The sequence below is a fragment of the Pseudomonas sp. PGPPP1 genome (genome assembly GCF_002255865.1).
Classification (GTDB): Bacteria; Pseudomonadota; Gammaproteobacteria; order Pseudomonadales; family Pseudomonadaceae; genus Aquipseudomonas; species Aquipseudomonas cremoris.
In genome coordinates, this window is sequence record NZ_NKIG01000010.1 from 141,204 (window position 1) to 156,968 (window position 15,765).

General features: G+C 60.9%; 14 protein-coding genes and 1 other RNA gene. 4 read left to right on the forward strand and 11 right to left on the reverse strand.

What is annotated here, in order from left to right:
• Position 1: 1 nt before the first annotated feature.
• Positions 2–550 (forward strand): adenine phosphoribosyltransferase, encoded by a 549-nt coding sequence (locus CFE47_RS13930; protein ID WP_286837803.1) that lies wholly within the window; start codon positions 2–4, stop codon positions 548–550.
• Between the two features lie 123 nt (positions 551–673).
• Here the strand turns inward: CFE47_RS13930 and CFE47_RS13935 are convergent, their stop codons facing one another.
• From CFE47_RS13935 to dnaX, 5 genes are all read right to left on the reverse strand, one after another.
• Positions 674–1,822: an acyl-CoA dehydrogenase family protein gene (locus CFE47_RS13935; protein WP_286837804.1), complete on the reverse strand. Its 1,149-nt coding sequence runs from the start codon at positions 1,820–1,822 to the stop codon at positions 674–676.
• Positions 1,823–2,021: 199 nt separating this feature from the next.
• Entirely contained in the window at positions 2,022–2,624 is a 603-nt protein-coding gene (gene recR / locus CFE47_RS13940) for a recombination mediator RecR (protein ID WP_015885312.1), read from the reverse strand.
• 66 nt (positions 2,625–2,690) lie between these two features.
• Positions 2,691–3,725 (reverse strand): NADPH-dependent curcumin/dihydrocurcumin reductase, encoded by a 1,035-nt coding sequence (gene curA / locus CFE47_RS13945; RefSeq protein ID WP_286837806.1) that lies wholly within the window; start codon positions 3,723–3,725, stop codon positions 2,691–2,693.
• A gap of 290 nt (positions 3,726–4,015) precedes the next feature.
• Positions 4,016–4,354: a YbaB/EbfC family nucleoid-associated protein gene (locus tag CFE47_RS13950; protein WP_003175481.1), complete on the reverse strand. Its 339-nt coding sequence runs from the start codon at positions 4,352–4,354 to the stop codon at positions 4,016–4,018.
• Between the two features lie 43 nt (positions 4,355–4,397).
• Complete coding sequence (gene dnaX / locus CFE47_RS13955) at positions 4,398–6,446, reverse strand: DNA polymerase III subunit gamma/tau (RefSeq protein WP_286837808.1); 2,049 nt, start codon at positions 6,444–6,446, stop codon at positions 4,398–4,400.
• A gap of 133 nt (positions 6,447–6,579) precedes the next feature.
• Here dnaX and CFE47_RS13960 point away from each other — a divergent pair, with 133 nt between their 5' ends.
• The gene (locus CFE47_RS13960) at positions 6,580–7,338 is read left to right on the forward strand and encodes a substrate-binding periplasmic protein (protein WP_286837810.1); all 759 of its coding nucleotides are present in this window, start codon (positions 6,580–6,582) and stop codon (positions 7,336–7,338) included.
• Here the strand turns inward: CFE47_RS13960 and CFE47_RS13965 are convergent.
• On the reverse strand, positions 7,289–8,188 hold the full coding sequence (locus CFE47_RS13965) for a DMT family transporter (RefSeq protein ID WP_286837811.1): 900 nt from the start codon (positions 8,186–8,188) through the stop codon (positions 7,289–7,291). The two genes, CFE47_RS13960 and CFE47_RS13965, sit on opposite strands and share 50 nt — an antisense overlap.
• Positions 8,189–8,290: 102 nt before the next feature.
• On the opposite strand from CFE47_RS13965, the gene CFE47_RS13970 reads away from it, so the two are divergent.
• The gene (locus CFE47_RS13970; protein WP_286837813.1) at positions 8,291–9,154 is read left to right on the forward strand and encodes a LysR family transcriptional regulator; all 864 of its coding nucleotides are present in this window, start codon (positions 8,291–8,293) and stop codon (positions 9,152–9,154) included.
• A 7-nt stretch (positions 9,155–9,161) separates the two neighbouring features.
• Here the strand turns inward: CFE47_RS13970 and CFE47_RS13975 are convergent, their stop codons facing one another.
• The gene (locus CFE47_RS13975; RefSeq protein ID WP_286837815.1) at positions 9,162–9,749 is read right to left on the reverse strand and encodes a hypothetical protein; all 588 of its coding nucleotides are present in this window, start codon (positions 9,747–9,749) and stop codon (positions 9,162–9,164) included.
• Positions 9,750–9,925: 176 nt separating this feature from the next.
• Here CFE47_RS13975 and CFE47_RS13980 point away from each other — a divergent pair, with 176 nt between their 5' ends.
• Positions 9,926–10,486 (forward strand): HI_0983 family protein, encoded by a 561-nt coding sequence (locus tag CFE47_RS13980; RefSeq protein ID WP_286837817.1) that lies wholly within the window; start codon positions 9,926–9,928, stop codon positions 10,484–10,486.
• 110 nt (positions 10,487–10,596) lie between these two features.
• Here the strand turns inward: CFE47_RS13980 and ffs are convergent.
• The 4 genes from ffs to zipA form a co-directional block, all read right to left on the reverse strand.
• Positions 10,597–10,693, reverse strand: an RNA gene (gene ffs, locus CFE47_RS13985) — signal recognition particle sRNA small type.
• Between the two features lie 310 nt (positions 10,694–11,003).
• Positions 11,004–12,170, reverse strand: coding sequence for a zinc-binding metallopeptidase family protein (locus CFE47_RS13990; RefSeq protein ID WP_286837819.1), 1,167 nt, complete (start codon positions 12,168–12,170; stop codon positions 11,004–11,006).
• Between the two features lie 85 nt (positions 12,171–12,255).
• Positions 12,256–14,613 carry an NAD-dependent DNA ligase LigA gene (gene ligA / locus CFE47_RS13995; RefSeq protein WP_286837820.1) on the reverse strand — a complete coding sequence of 786 codons (2,358 nt, stop codon included), beginning with the start codon at positions 14,611–14,613 and terminating at the stop codon, positions 12,256–12,258.
• A gap of 87 nt (positions 14,614–14,700) precedes the next feature.
• Complete coding sequence (gene zipA / locus CFE47_RS14000) at positions 14,701–15,564, reverse strand: cell division protein ZipA (protein ID WP_286837821.1); 864 nt, start codon at positions 15,562–15,564, stop codon at positions 14,701–14,703.
• Positions 15,565–15,765 lie beyond the last annotated feature (201 nt).

Consider the following 15,765-nt stretch of genomic DNA (forward strand, 5'->3'; position numbering starts at 1 on the left):
GATGACCTTCGATTCGTTCGACATCAAATCCCTTATCCGCCCCGTCATCGACTTTCCCAAGCCTGGGGTGATCTTTCGAGACATCACGCCGCTGTTCCAATCGCCCCGCGCCTTGCGCCTGGTGGCCGACAGTTTTGCCCACCGATACGTCGAGGCCGATTTCAGCCATATCGGCGCGATGGACGCGCGCGGCTTCCTGATCGGCTCAATCATCGCCTACCAACTGAACAAACCGCTGATCCTGTTCCGCAAGCAGGGCAAGCTGCCGGCCGACGTGCTGGCCGAGGGTTACCAGACCGAATACGGCGAGGCCTTCCTTGAAGTGCATGCCGACAGCCTGTGCGAAGGCGATTCGGTGCTGATGTTCGATGACCTGATTGCCACGGGAGGTACCTTGATTGCAGCGGCGAACCTGGTACGGCGCATGGGCGCGAAGATTTTTGAAGCGGCGGCGATTATTGATTTGCCAGAGTTGGGTGGGTCGCAGCGGCTAGAAGATATGGGGATTGCGACGTTTTGTTTGACGCAGTTTGGGTTGAGCGAGCAGTAACAGTTCTTGGTTGACTGTGCCGGCCCTATCGCAGGCAAGCCAGCTCCCACATTTTGATTTGCGAATACAGTCAAATGTGGGAGCTGGCTTGCCTGCGATAGGGCCTTCAATAACAACACAGGGCTAAAGCCCCATCTGCTTGCTGATGATCTCGTTCATCACCTCCCGCGTCCCACCGCCAATCGACAGGATACGGTTGTCCCGGTAAAGCCGCTCCACCAGGCTGCCGCGCATGTAGCCCTGCCCACCCAGAATCTGCACCGCGTCATAAGTGACCCGGTCAGCCGTATCGGTCGCCAGGTTCTTGGCCATCGAAATTTCCTTGATCACACTCTTGCCCCCGGCCATCTTCGCCGCCTGGCGGTAGGTGAATTCCCGCGAGACTTCCACCGCCGTGGCCATTTCCGCGAGGCGATGCTTGAGCACCTGGAATTTCCCAATGGGTTTGCCAAAGGCTTGACGTTGGGCGGCCCACTTGAGGCTCTCCTCCAGTGCCATCTGTGCGGTCATATTGGCCATCAGCGCCAGGGCCAGGCGTTCGCTTTGGAAGTTACCCATGATGCAGGCAAACCCCATGTTCTCGGCGCCGATCAGGTTGCCTACCGGCACACAGCAATCATCGAAGAACAACTCAGCCGTGTCCGACGCCCACCAGCCCATTTTCTTCAGTGGCTGGCCAACGGTGAAACCGGGGGTGTCCTTTTCGATGAGCAACAGGCTAATGCCTGCGAAGCCAGGCCCGCCGGTTCGCACGGCGACGGTATAGAAGTCGGCGCGGAAACCGCTGGTGATAAAGGTCTTGCTGCCGCTGACGCGGTAATGGTCGCCATCACGAATGGCGCGGGTTTGCAGGTTGGCCACATCCGAGCCACCACCGGGCTCGGTGACGGCCAGGGCGATGATCTTCTCGCCTGCCAACACCTGCGGTGCCACGCGTTCGCGCACCTCGGGCCGTGCCCATTTGACGACCGGCGGCAGGCCGATATCCAGTGACCCGAGCCCCGCCACGACCCCGCCAGAACCGCAGCGCATCAGCTCTTCACTGGCCGCCACTTTGGCGAACAGATCACCTTCGTGGCTGCCGCCCAGCGCTTCTGGATAACCGATGCCTAAAATTCCCGCCGCGCCCGCCTTGAGGTAGAGCTCACGGGGAAAGCTTCCAGCCTCCTCCCACTGCTCGATGCCCGGCAACAACTCGCGTTCGACAAAACGACGCACGCTGTCGCGGACCAATTGGTGGCTGGGGTCGAAGTAATCCTGATAGGCAGACATCGGCAAACTCCACGCAGAGGTGGAGCGAAATTACCAAGCGCTTGCTTGGTTTTCAAGCCAAGCACAGCTATCACTGGCAACGCAAAACTAATGTGGGAGCGGGCTTGCTCGCGAAAGCGGTGTATCAGGTACAGGTTTTCTGACTGAGCCACCGCTTTCGCGAGCAACCCCGCTCCCACATTTTGCTTTGCTGTGTTGCTTAGAGCGCGATCGGCTTGCGACCTGCAAACGAATGCGCCAGCGTCCCGCCATCTACCAATTCCAACTCACCACCCAACGGCACGCCATGGGCAATCCGCGAGGTGATCAGGCCTTTGTTGGTCAGCAGTTGGGCGATGTAATGCGCCGTCGCCTCGCCTTCCACCGTCGGGTTGGTGGCCAGGATCACTTCGGTGAAAGTGCCTTGTTCTTCGATGCGTGCGACCAGCTGCGGAATGCCGATGGCTTCCGGCCCCAAGCCATCCAGCGGTGACAGGTGGCCCTTGAGCACAAAGTAGCGCCCGCGATAACCGGTCTGCTCCACCGCGTACACATCCATCGGCCCTTCCACCACGCACAGCAGCGTGTCGTCGCGGCGCGGGTCGGCGCATTGCGGGCAGAGTTCTTCCTCGGTGAGGGTGCGGCACTGGCGGCAGTGGCCCACTCCGGTCATGGCCTGGCTCAAGGCCTGTGCCAGCCGGGTGCCGCCGCTGCGGTCGCGCTCCAGCAGTTGCAGCGCCATGCGTTGGGCGGTTTTCTGGCCCACACCCGGCAAGGTCCGCAGGGCGTCGATCAGTTGGCGAATCAGGGGGCTGAAGCTCATGGGCGAAAGGTCCGACAAAACAACGAGACGCGGTTTATACCCGCGCCCCGGATTAGCGTCAAATGGTCAATCCTGTGCGACCCGCACCACCAACTTGCCGAAGTTGCGCCCTTCGAGCAAACCGATAAACGCTTCGGGCGCTTGCTCAAGGCCGTCCACCACGTCTTCACGAAATTTCACCTTACCCTCGCGCACCCACGGAGCCATCGCGCTGATGAACTCAGGATGACGGTCGCCATAGTCATCGAACACGATAAAGCCCTGGATACGTACCCGCTTGGTCAGCAACGTGCGTTGCAGCGCCGGCAGCCGGTCGGGACCGCTGGGTGGCTGATGGGCGTTGTAGCCAGCGATCAAACCACACAGGGGAATGCGTGCCTTGGGATTGAGCAATGGCACGACCGCGTCGAAGACCTTGCCGCCGACGTTCTCGAAATAGATATCCACGCCTTTGAAGCAGGCCAGCGCCAGTTCGTTGGCGAAATCCGCGCTCTTATGGTCGATGCAGGCATCAAAGCCCAATTCGTCCACCACGTAGCGGCATTTGTCCGCACCGCCCGCGATCCCCACCACCCGCAAGCCTTTGAGCTTGGCCACTTGGCCAACAACCGAGCCCACTGCGCCGGACGCGGCCGCCACTACCAGGGTTTCACCGGCCTTGGGCTGGCCAATATCCATCAGGCCCATGTAGGCCGTCATGCCCGGCATACCCAACACGCCCAAGGCCATCGAGGGGCTGGCCAAGCCCTTAGGCACTGGTATCACGTTGTGGCCGTCGGAAATGCTGTGGCTTTGCCAGCCGGTGGAACCGACCACCAGGTCACCCACTTCGAACTTCGGATTACGTGACTGCTCGATACGGCTGACAGCCCCGCCGGTCATCACCTCGTCGATTTCAACCGGTGCCGCGTAGGAAGGCGCGTCACTCATGCGCCCGCGCATGTAGGGGTCGAGGGACAGGTACAGGGTTTTCAGCAACACCTGGCCGTCTGCCAATTCCGGCAGGTTCACACGCTCCAGGCGGAAGTTTTCCGGGGTTGGCGCACCCTGGGGGCGTGAGACCAGGACAATGCGCTGGTTCAGAATCGGTTGTTGAGGCATCAGGGGCTCCTTTAACGAATCCATCGGTATAGGGTGCAGACCGTCTTTGCAGTGCCAGGGTTCAGAACAGATGACCCTGTAGTGAGCGGGCTTGCCCCGCGCTGGGCTGCGCCGCAGCCCCATTAAACTCACCGTACCATTCCAGGTAAAACCCGGCGCCTGGTTTTAGGGCCGCTTTGCGCCCCAGCGCGGGTGCAAGCCCGCTCACCACAGCAACTGCGTTCACTACGAGCACATACAAAAATGCCAGGCACTGGGCCTGGCATTGGAGTCTAGCTAACGCTCGCCGATCAGAACGGCAGCTTCATGCCCGGTGGCAGTTGCATGCCAGCGGTCACGCCGCCCATTTTTTCCTGGCTGTTGGCTTCGATCTTGCGCACCGCGTCGTTGACGGCTGCTGCGAACAACGCTTCCAGCATTTCCAGGTCATCTTCACCTACGCCCGGCAATACGCTTGGGTCGATGCTCACGCGCTTGATGTCGTGACGACCGGTCATCACCACGCTGACCATATCGCCACCGGCTTTACCGGTGACTTCGGCGTTGGCCAGTTCTTCCTGCATCTTGGCCATCTTTTCCTGCATCTGCTGCGCCTGCTTCATCAGGCCGGCCATGCCACCTTTCATCATGGGAATCACCTCAAAGTACGTGGATCAAGTTAGTTGCCCGGTGTCATGACGCTTGGGGCACCAGGGCTTCGACAGGTTCAATAGTATCGTGGCGGACGACCGCACCGAACTGTTGCATCATTTGTTGGATGAGCGGATCACCGTGGATCGAGTCTTCTGCTTCGCGCTGGCGGTTGATACGCCGGCGGGTCGCGGCCTGGGCCGGGGTTTCCTGCTCAGGCTTGATCAACTCGATGGCGATGGTCAGCGTGCGCTCATGGTACTGGTTCAGGGCATCGTTGAGGCGACGTTGCTGGGTCGCGTTGAACAGGGCGCTGTGGGCCGGGTCCAGGTGCAACAACCAGTGGTCGCCATCGATGGAGATAAGTGTGCAGTTGGCGGCGATGCTGCCGGTCATGCCGGAGATCGGCAGCTTCGGGAACAGCTCCAGCCATTGCAAGGCCAAGCCCGTGGCCGGCGCGGCAGCGGGTTCCGCCTCGGGCTCGGGGGCCGGCTCGGCGGTGTGCTCGCTGGCCAGATCGTCCAGGTAGCTGTAGGCCGAATCCATGTCCGGCTCGATGTAGTCTTCGTCCAGCGGCGGTTCGTCGTCATCGATACCCGGCACCGCAGCTTCCACCTGGGCGACGGTCGGCTCCGGCACAGGCGCCGACACCCACTCAGGCGCATCCGGCACTACGCTGTCCGGGGTTGGCGTGGGCATCGGTGTGAGTTCCGGCTGCTCACCGGTGGTTTCCAGAACGGGCTCCACCGCCGGCTGTTGCTCGACTTCGGGCTCGGCCTCGGCTTCTACCGGGTCATTCCATGGCAAATCGACGACCGGCGCGGCCTCTGCAACTGGTGCAGGTTGCGGCTCAACCACGGGCGCCGCCACGACCGGCAAGGGCTCTGGCGCAGGCGCAGCAACCACTGGCGCAACGACTGCCGCGCCAGCCACTGGTTTGGCGGAATCAACTGTGGCCTGGCTGATCCCCACTGGCTTTAGCGGCTGTCTCGGTGCGTCTGCCGAGTCGGCTGGCCGGAAGGCCAGCATTCGCAGCATGACCATTTCAAAGCCACCGCGCGGCTCCGGCGCCAAGGGCAAGTCCCGGCGGCCGATCAGGCCCATCTGGTAGTAGAACTGCACATCTTCGGCCGGCAGTGCCTGGGCCAGGGCCAACACGCGGTCGCGATCGCCATGACCATTGTCGACACCTTCAGGCAAAGCCTGGGCGATGGCAACGCGGTGCAGCACATTGAGAATTTCAGACAGTACGCCGTTCCAGTCCGGACCTTGCTCCGACAGGTGGCGCACGGCTTCGAGCAATGCCTTGGCGTCACCTTCGATCAAGGCGTGCAGCACGTCGAATACCTGGCCATGGTCCAGGGTGCCGAGCATGGCGCGCACATCGGCGGCCATGACCTTGCCTTCACCAAAGGCGATGGCCTGGTCGGTGAGGCTCATGGCGTCACGCATCGAGCCATCGGCGGCGCGGCCAAGCAGCCACAGCGCGTCGTCTTCGAACGGTACATTCTCGACGCCCAGCACGTGGGTCAGATGCTCGACGACCCGTTCAGGCGTCATGTTCTTGAGGGAGAACTGCAGGCACCGCGACAGAATGGTTGCAGGAAGTTTCTGCGGGTCGGTGGTGGCCAGGATGAATTTGACGTAGGGCGGCGGCTCTTCCAGGGTTTTCAACAGTGCGTTGAAGGAATGGCTGGAAAGCATGTGCACTTCGTCGATCAGGTAGACCTTGAAACGCCCGCGGCTGGGCGCGTACTGCACGTTGTCCAGCAGTTCGCGGGTGTCTTCGACCTTGGTGCGGCTCGCGGCGTCGATCTCGATCAGGTCGACAAAACGGCCTTCGTCGATTTCCCGGCACACCGAGCAGGTGCCGCAAGGCGTAGAAGTGATACCGGTTTCACAGTTTAGGCATTTGGCGATGATGCGCGCGATGGTGGTCTTGCCCACCCCACGGGTCCCGGTAAACAGGTAGGCGTGGTGCAGCCGCTGGCTGTCCAAGGCATTGATCAGAGCCTTGAGCACATGGGTCTGGCCGACCATTTCGCGGAACGAGCGCGGACGCCATTTACGTGCAAGAACCTGATAACTCATCGAAAACCGTCGCAACTGGGAAACAGAAGCCGGTAATGCTAGCGGAGCAAGGGGGAAATTGCATCCGGCACGCTCGCCTAATCTGACTAAGCTCTGTTGGCTGGCCCCGAAAAGGCCTGAACCCGGAGAGTGTATGCGCGTAGTCCTGGGCGCTTTATGGATGATCACCACGGCAAGCCTGGCAGCGCCCACACCGCTGCGCTTCTCGGTTTCCGACAGCTGGGCGATGCCCATGGTGCAGCTGGACGGCGACCAGCCCACCCAAGGCATCCTCTATGACCTGATGTCGAGCCTGGCCACCCAGGTCGGGCGCCCGGCGCAGTTCCATGTCCTGGCTCGGGCGCGCATTGCCGGCGCCATGGAACACGGCGACATCGACATACGCTGTTATGTCGCCCAAGCCTGGGTCGACAACCTCTCCGGCGACTACATCTGGAGCGTGCCCCTGATGGTGCAGCGCAACGTGCTGGTAAGCCCCCGCGCTCCGGCGCAACCGGTGCAACTGGCCAAGCTGGCACCGCAGTCGATCGGCACAGTGCTCAACTACCGCTACTCCACCCTAGACGCGCTGTTCGCCAAAGGCCAACTCACTCGCGACGACGCTCGCAACGAAGAGCAAGTGCTGCAAAAGCTGGTGGCCGGACGCTACCAGTACGCCGTCATCAATGAATGGACCCTGGACCGTTTCAACCTGGGCATGCCAGAAGGTCGCCGGCTGCATAAAGTGGCAGCGATCGAGGAGCTGAGCCTGGGCTGCATTGTGCGCAATGACCCAAACGTGCCAGTGCAACCGATTTTGCGCACGCTGCTACGGATGAAGATGTCCGGCGAGATCGACGACATCATCCGGCTGTACACTGGGGAGACCGCACCCAGCGCCCCTCAAGACTGATGGCTGCCACACTGGCCAGCACAATCACCCCGCCCAACACCACCTGCGCAGCAATGTGCTCGCCTAACAATGTCGCCGCCATCACCATCGCCACGGGCGGGATCAAATACATCGCCACCGACGCGCGGCTGACCTCCACATGCTTCAACACGTACCCCCACGCCAGGTACGCCAGGGCACTCGGAAAGATGCCCAGCACCAGCACCGCCAGGTTCTCCGGCAACGGCGCCTGCACCACGGCAGCGGGCAGGCCCGGCAGGTTCACCAGCAACATCAAGGTGCCCGCCCACACCATGTAGCACGCCATGGTCAGCGGGCTGTAGCGATGGGCATAGTGTTTCTGGAGGGCGAAATACACGCTCCACGACACCGCTGCCAGCAGGATCAGCAAGCCACGCGGGTCAATATCACCCACGCCATGATCGCCCCAGATCACCACCAGCACGCCGAGCAACCCCAGCAACACGCAGCCCCAACGCCAGGCACTGACCCGCTCCTTCAAGCAGAAAAATGCGATCAACACGCTGAACAGCGGCGCCGACTGCGCCAATACGCTGGACGCCGCCGCCGTGACGAACTGCTGCCCGTGATTGAGGCTGGTGTGATGCAGGAACACCCCGAAAAAACCCAACACCAGCAACCACGGCAGATCCCTCACCCGCGGTCGACCGATACCCATCACCAGCGCCACACCCGCCATGAACACCGACGCAATCAAAAACCGCAGCAACGCCAACTGGCCAGGACTGTAGCTGTGCAGCCCCATGTGCACGCCAATCGGCGAATAAGCCCAACAAAGGATGACGCCGGCAATGACTAGCGTAAGCTTCACGGGTGACGGGGTATTCATCGAAGGTATCCAGAAACTGAGAAGGAATGCCGTCAGTCTTGGGCCGCGCAAGGCGTAGGACAATTAACCGTTTCTGACTTCTGAAATCACTGGAACTGAGCAATGGAACTGGCCCAACTGAAAATGGTGCGAGCCGTGGCGCAAACCGGCAGCGTGGCCCAGGCGGCCGTGCAGTTGCATTGCGTGCCGTCCAACATCACCACGCGCATCAAGCAACTGGAAGGCGAGTTGGGCACCCCGCTGTTTATCCGTGCCGGGCGTGGGTTGGCCATCAGTGCCGCCGGTGAGATCTTTTTGGAGTACTGCGAACGCATTCTCGCGCTGGTGGACGAATCCAAACGCGCCGTGGACGCCAACGCCATTCCCCGTGGCACCTTGCGCATCGGCGCCGTGGAGTCCAGTGCCAGCGGCCGCCTGCCGCCGTTACTGGCGGAGTATCACCGGCGCTACCCGGATGTGAGCCTGGAACTGGTGACTGGCGCCTGGGGCCAACTGCTCGACGACCTGCAACATCACCGCCTGGATGTGGCGCTGGTGGCGTCCGGCGGCAAACGCGCCAAGCTTGAACACAGCGTGGTCTACAGCGAGCGCCTGGTGCTGATCGCCAGCGCCTCCAGCGAACCGATCCGCAACGCCGCCGACCTGGCCGGCCGCACCCTGCTGGTATGGCCGCCCGGCTGCCCCTACCGCGCGGCGCTGGAAAACTGGGTCAAGCCCCACGACTTCAAGCCAAGCATCGCCAGCTATGCCAGCTGGGGCACAATCATCGGCTGCGTGAGTGCGGGGATCGGCGTGGCGTTGGCGCCAGAGGGCATCCTGGCGCGCTATGAGCAGGCCAACCAACTGGCGTCTTACCGGTTTGAAGAACTGCAGGCCGTGGACAACCTGCTGTTCTGGCACAAAGACACCCAGCGGCACCTGGCGCGGGATGCGTTTGCCGGGTTGCTGCGGGAGACGTTCGGCTAGCCTAACTTCACTGCGGGCACGGATTGACGATTGCAAACTCATCCGTATTCGCCATCCCCGGCTTATAGCCAGGCGTGGTGACGTAGCGCAAAACCTTATTACCGGTGAGTTTCACAAATGAGCCCTCGACACCGGTGAACACCTTCTGCTGGTTGCCCGTCAGGTAATCGAAGATCTTCAACTTCATCGGCATATTCATCTGGCCGCCTGGCGTGATGGGCGCCAGCATGAAGGCATCGTCTTTGGTGAACACGTAGAAGATTTCCGGCTTGTCACGACCCTCCGTCACTTTCGCGCACATCACCTCTTCGACACGTAAGGTCCTGACCGGAATATAAGTCTTGTTCTGGTAGAGGCTGAGAATGAACCCTTGCTTGGTCAACACACCCAACCCCTGGGTGGCATGGCAGATCTCTGCAATCCCGTAGGTGTAGGGGCACCAGTTGGTTTCGGTGATGCCGATGATATCGGCCGGTGCAACGCCCAGGTCATGTTCAATTTTGGCCCGGTCTTCGGGGCTCTGATAGGGAATCATCACGCAGCCGTGCAAACCTAGCACCAGTGCGGAGAGTAAAACGAGGGACGAAAAACGCATGTGGGACCTCCATGTCTACGGGAGGCGCATGCTACGCGAGTCAGGGCTTGGGCGCAGCCAGGCGACGGATTAGCCCGCCTGTAAAATTCGGCCTTTCAATTTAAACGAAGCGTTTATTCACAAGCTGGGCTACTGTCACGGACGCATGACGCACCTGAAACCATTCAAGGATTGAAATGAAAGCGCCTCTACTACTGATCTCGTTGCTCCTGGCCCTGCTGTCCGGCTGCACCACCTCTTCAACCCCAGATATGTCACGCCCCTCGATTGCCGAAACCAAGACAGTGGTGTTCGGCAGCAAGACGTTCGTCCTGAAATTCCAGAAGGATGGCTTGTGGGAGTATTTCCCCGCTGAGGAAAGCGTCGATGCCTGGAGTGAAATGGTGGACTTCACCGTCGTTTCTCGCGACTTCAACCGCTTCACGCCTCTGGACCTCGCCAAGCGCGCCATCCAGTTGCACCAGCAGGAAAACCCGAACAGCCCGGCGATTCTGCTGACGGACAATAAAACGGGGATCGACTATTCGATGCATTTCTACCCCAAGTCACTGCGTAAAGACGGGCACTTCTCTGAAATCAGTTATTTCAAGTATTACAAAGACAGCGGCACCGGCCAGACCATCATTTTCCACTTCGCGAGGAATATTCCGGTTCCGAGTGACCCCGAGGCAAAGGCCGTGGAAACAGGCCGGGAAATAGTGCCGCTGATCGAGGCATTTCCGAAGTACCGGCCATAAGGCCGTAGAACGGACAGCACAACGCTGTTCGCAGGCAATGATTGCCAGCAAAGCGCATATAAAAAATTTGGATTTAGGTGGGTGTTGCAGGAAGAGCGTTATGGAGGCAACCCCACCAGCCACACCCCGGCACACAATGTTCCCGCTGTGGCTGCTGCCTTCCGGCTCTGACCAGGTTCACGGGTAATCGTTGCGGGGGGACCGATGGGGTCACCATAACGACGCCTGCCTCTCGGCAAGCGGGGCCATTGTACCGATCTAATCAGAAGTTACAACCGTTCGTGGCGGATTAAAAATATCTGATGGCTCAAGTACTTGCCTGTTTCCCCAGAAGGTACATCGCCCGCTGTAGAGCCGGGATGCAGACGACTCGGCCTGTAGTGAGCGGGCTTGCCCCGCGCTGGGGGGCGAAGCCGCCCCAAATCCCGGCACCTCGGTCTTTCTGAAACATGGCGACGCCCGGTTTAGGGCGGCTTCGCCCCCCAGCGCGGGGCAAGCCCGCTCACTACAGACTCAGCTATTGAACCTGTAGCACGTCATCCGCCCGGCCGCCCTCTTCCTGGATCACCAGGTGGATGAAGTGCAGCTTGGCGATCACCGGCGGTGGCAGCACGAAGGGATAGAAATCCGGCTGGCCCATGCTGCGCGACAGCTCATTGAGCATGCCGGCAAGCTCGATCCACGCGTTGACGAATGACAGGAACGCCATGCCGCCAGGGTGTTCGGGGTCGTAGAGGGTGGTGAGGGGAAACGGCTGGTAATCCAGGTCCATCTCGCGGGCGCTCATGCCGAAGCCGAGCGCGGTGTCGACGGCGTCCATCATGTGCAGGTAGTGCGCCCAGGTTTCTGCCCAGTCTTCCCAGGGGTGCATGGTGGCATAGGCGCTGACGCAGGTTTGTTGCCAGTCGGGACGCGGGCCGTTCTGGTAGTGATGATCCAGTGCATCGGCGTAACTGGCGCGTTCGTCGCCGAACAGGTTACGAAACGGTTGCTGCCACTGGGTATTGGCGATCAGACGATCCCAGTAATAGTGGCCGACTTCATGCCGGAAATGCCCGAGCAAGGTTCGATAAGGCTCGCGCATTTGCACCCGGACTTTTTCGCGGTGGGCGTCGTCGGCCTCCTTGATATCGAGGGTGATCAGGCCGTTGGCGTGGCCCGTCATGGGGGCGTTGCCTTCAAGGTCGATGCCAACGAAGTCAAAAGCCAGGCCGGCATCCTCATCGACGGTTTTGGGGACCACTCGCAAACCCAGACTGACCAGTTGCGCCACCAGACGACGCTTGGCGATCTCGACCTTGCGCCAACGCTCAGGGTTTTCCGGGACGGACAGGTCAGGGATGGTGCGATTCAAGCTACAAGCCACACACAGGGGTGCGGTGCTGTGGGCGGGAATCAACCAGTTGCAGGCCGCCGGGGTGTCAAGGTTGGCGCAGCGGCGGAAGGCGCCGGCGTCGAGGTTGCCGTCCTGCAGCCAGGTGCCTTCGACAGGGCCGGGCTGCAGGGAGGCCAGCCGGCTTTGTTGGGGTTGGTAGCCCAGCAACGCCTGGCAAGCCAGGCATTGGCTGTTGCGAAAGAACAGGGATTGGCCGCAGCGGCATTGCCACACCTTGCTGTTGCGAGATGGGCCGGCCACGAACGGTGCGGCGATGCGCGAACTGAGCTGCTCGAAGTAGCGGAACATGGCGATCTCTCCCTGGGTGACAGAGACTAGATCATTTCCCGCGAGAGATCGTTCCCACGCTCTGCGTGGGAACGATCTCTCGCGGTCAGACGGTGATGTTGTGCTTGGCGAGGAACGCGACGAAGGCTTCTTCATCCAGCACCTTCAAGCCCAGTTCGCTGGCCTTGGTCAGTTTCGAACCAGCGCCCGGCCCGGCCACCACGCAGTGGGTTTTCGCCGAAACAGAGCCCGCCACTTTGGCGCCCAGGCTTTCGAGCTTGTCCTTGGCCACGTCGCGACTCATCAGTTCCAGCGAGCCGGTGAGTACCCAGGTGTGGCCAGCTTCGGGCAAACCTTCGACCACCTTCTTCTCGCTGTCCCAATGCATGCCAAAGTCCTTGAGCTGCTGCTCAATGGCCAGGGCACGGTTGGCGTTGTCGGCGTTATCAAAGAAGTCGCGCACGGCCTTGGCCTGCTTCTCGGGCAGCGCCTGGCGCATATCCAGCCAATCGGCCTTGATCACCCCTTCCAGGCTGCCGAACTTGTCCGCCAGCTTCTGCGCAGCGCCAGGGCCAACGGTCGGCACGTGCAGCTTGTCCAGCAAGCCGCCGAGCGTGGTGCTGGAGGCAAACTCGGCACTCAGGTCGCCCTGATCCTGCAGTTGCAGGCCGCATTCCTCCGGCGACAGCAACGCACCGATCACGTCCTGGTTATGGCTGTCTTCAAAGAAACTGTGAATCTCGTGCGCCACTTCCAGGCCCACGTCCGGCAAGTACGTCAGCACTTCCGGCAAGGCCTTTTGCACGCGCTCCAGGGATGCCAGGGAGCGCGCCAGCACCTTGGCGGTCTCCTCGCCGACGTCGGGGATGCCCAGGGCGTAAATAAAACGCGCCAGGGTCGGCGTCTTGCTGTTTTCGATGGCGGTGATCAGCTTCTTGCTGGAGATATCGGCGAAGCCTTCCAGGTCGATGATCTGCTCGTACTTGAGCTTGTAGAGATCGGCCGGCGAGCCGATGAGTTTCTCATCCACCAGTTGCTCGATGGTCTTGTCGCCCAGGCCGTCGATGTCCATGGCGCGTCGCGAAACGAAGTGGATGATCGCCTGCTTGAGCTGCGCACCACAGGCCAGGCGCCCGACGCAGCGGTACACCGCGCCTTCGCTGACGGTTTCCTTGCCCTTGCTGCGCTTGACCAGTTGGGTACGCTCCACATGGGAGCCGCACACCGGGCAGCTTTCGGGGATCGGCACCGGGCGGGCGTTTTCCGGGCGGCGTTCGAGCACCACGGAGACGACTTGCGGGATCACATCACCGGCGCGACGGATGATCACGGTGTCGCCGATCATGACGCCCAGACGCGCGACCTCGTCCATGTTGTGCAGGGTTGCGTTGGACACCGTCACACCCGCAACCTTGACCGGCTTGAGACGCGCCACCGGGGTGACGGCGCCAGTACGGCCGACCTGGAATTCCACATCCAGCAGTTCGGTCAGCTCTTCCAGCGCCGGGAATTTATGCGCAATCGCCCAACGTGGCTCACGGGCGCGGAAACCCAGTTCACGCTGGTAAGCAATGCTGTTGACCTTGAACACCACGCCGTCGATTTCATAGGGCAGGCTGTTACGGCGCTCGCCGATGTCGCGGTAGTACTCCAGGCAATCCTCGATACCTTTAGCCAATTTCAGCTCGTGGCTGATGGGCATGCCCCACTTCTGTAGCTGTTGCAGGTTGCCGATATGCGTGTCGCTGATGTCGGTGGTCACGCCGTAGCAGCAGAATTCCAGCGGGCGACTGGCGGTGATCTTCGAGTCCAACTGGCGCAGGCTGCCGGCGGCGGCGTTGCGTGGGTTGGCGAAGGTTTTGCCGCCGACTTCCAGCTGCGAGGCGTTGAGGCGTTCGAATCCGGCCTTGGACATGAACACTTCACCGCGCACTTCCAAGGTCGCCGGCCAGCCACTGCCGTGCAGCTTGAGCGGGATATTGCGCACTGTGCGCACGTTGACGCTGATGTCTTCACCCGTGGTGCCGTCGCCACGGGTGGCACCGCGCACCAATTCGCCGTCCTGATACAACAGGCTGACCGCCAGGCCATCCAGTTTGGGTTCGCAGCTGTATTCCACCGCCGCGCCACCGCCAAACAGATCGCCCGTCGGAAGGTCGAGGCCTTCGGTCACCCGGCGATCAAACTCCAGCATGGTGGTTTCATCGAACGCGTTACCGAGGCTGAGCATCGGGATCTCATGCTTCACCTGGGTGAACGCCGACAATGCCGCACTGCCCACACGCTGCGTCGGTGAATCGCGCGTCACCAGGTCCGGGTGCTCGGCTTCCAGGGCCTTGAGCTCGTGGAACAACCGATCGTACTCGGCGTCCGGGATGCTCGGCTCGTCGAGTACGTGGTAACGGTAGTTGTGCTGATCCAGTTCAGCGCGCAGTTCGAGGATGCGGGTGTGGGCGGCGGTCATGGGTGTTCTCTCATAAAGCAAAAGAGCAGCCGAAGCTGCTCAATATGTTAGTGCACGGATTCTACAGACAACGCTTAAGATCGAACCTCAGCGTTTCTGTGTCAGGGCGCGACGCTCAAACTCGACGATGCGCTGACGGTAGTGCTCGATGGTCTGGGCGGTGAGGACGCTGCGTTGGTCGTCCTTGAGCTCGCCGTTCAGTTCCTGGGACAGCTTGCGGGCTGCGGCCACCATCACGTCGAACGCTTGTTTCGGGTGACGCGGGCCTGGCAGGCCGAGGAAGAAGCTCACGGCTGGCGTGCTGAACAGGTCGATATCGTCCAGATCGAAGGTGCCCGGCTTGACCGCGTTGGCCATCGAGAACAGCACTTCGCCGTTGCCGGCCATGCTTTCGTGGCGGTGGAAGATATCCATTTCGCCAAAACGCAGGCCGCTTTCGAGGATGTTCTGCAACAGGGCTGGGCCTTTGAAACCAGCGGCGTCGCGGCAGATCACGCTGATCACCAAGACTTCTTCGGCAGCCGGCTGATCGGCAACCGATTGGCGCGGTGCGGTCTTGCCAACATTTTCATCCGGGAAATCATCGTCACGGCTGCTGAAACTCGGGCCTTCATCGACGTCCAAGTTCAGGTCACCCTGGTGCGGCTCGGCAACCGGTGCGCTGTTGCGCTTGCCACGCTTGGAAGACGGCTCGCGGGCTTCACGCACCGGCGCGCTCATCGACGGCAAGTCGTGCTCGTCCAATTGCGGTTCTTTATGGGTATCCAGCACACGGGGCGGCCCCAGCAGCTCGGCGCTGCCGTCGTCGTCAGGCAAGTTGGACAGGTTGCGGTCCAGACGGAATTTGAGCTTGCCCTTGCCACCGCGCATCCGGCGCCAGCCATCAAAAAGAATACCGGCAATGACAATAATGCCGATGACGATCAGCCACTCGCGCAGACCGATTTCCATGTAATCCCGTGCCTCTAATAAAAAATGCTGAAAAATAAGGGGTTTAGCACCGTGCAAACCGCTTTAAAACGTGGCGCCAACTCTATGTTCTGACTGACGTTTTGCCCACGCATACGAAAAATTGACATTAAACTAGCACGACCAAAGATAACTTTACACCGTCTGTCAAAATGCCTTGGACAATTATGTCCTTTAGCCATC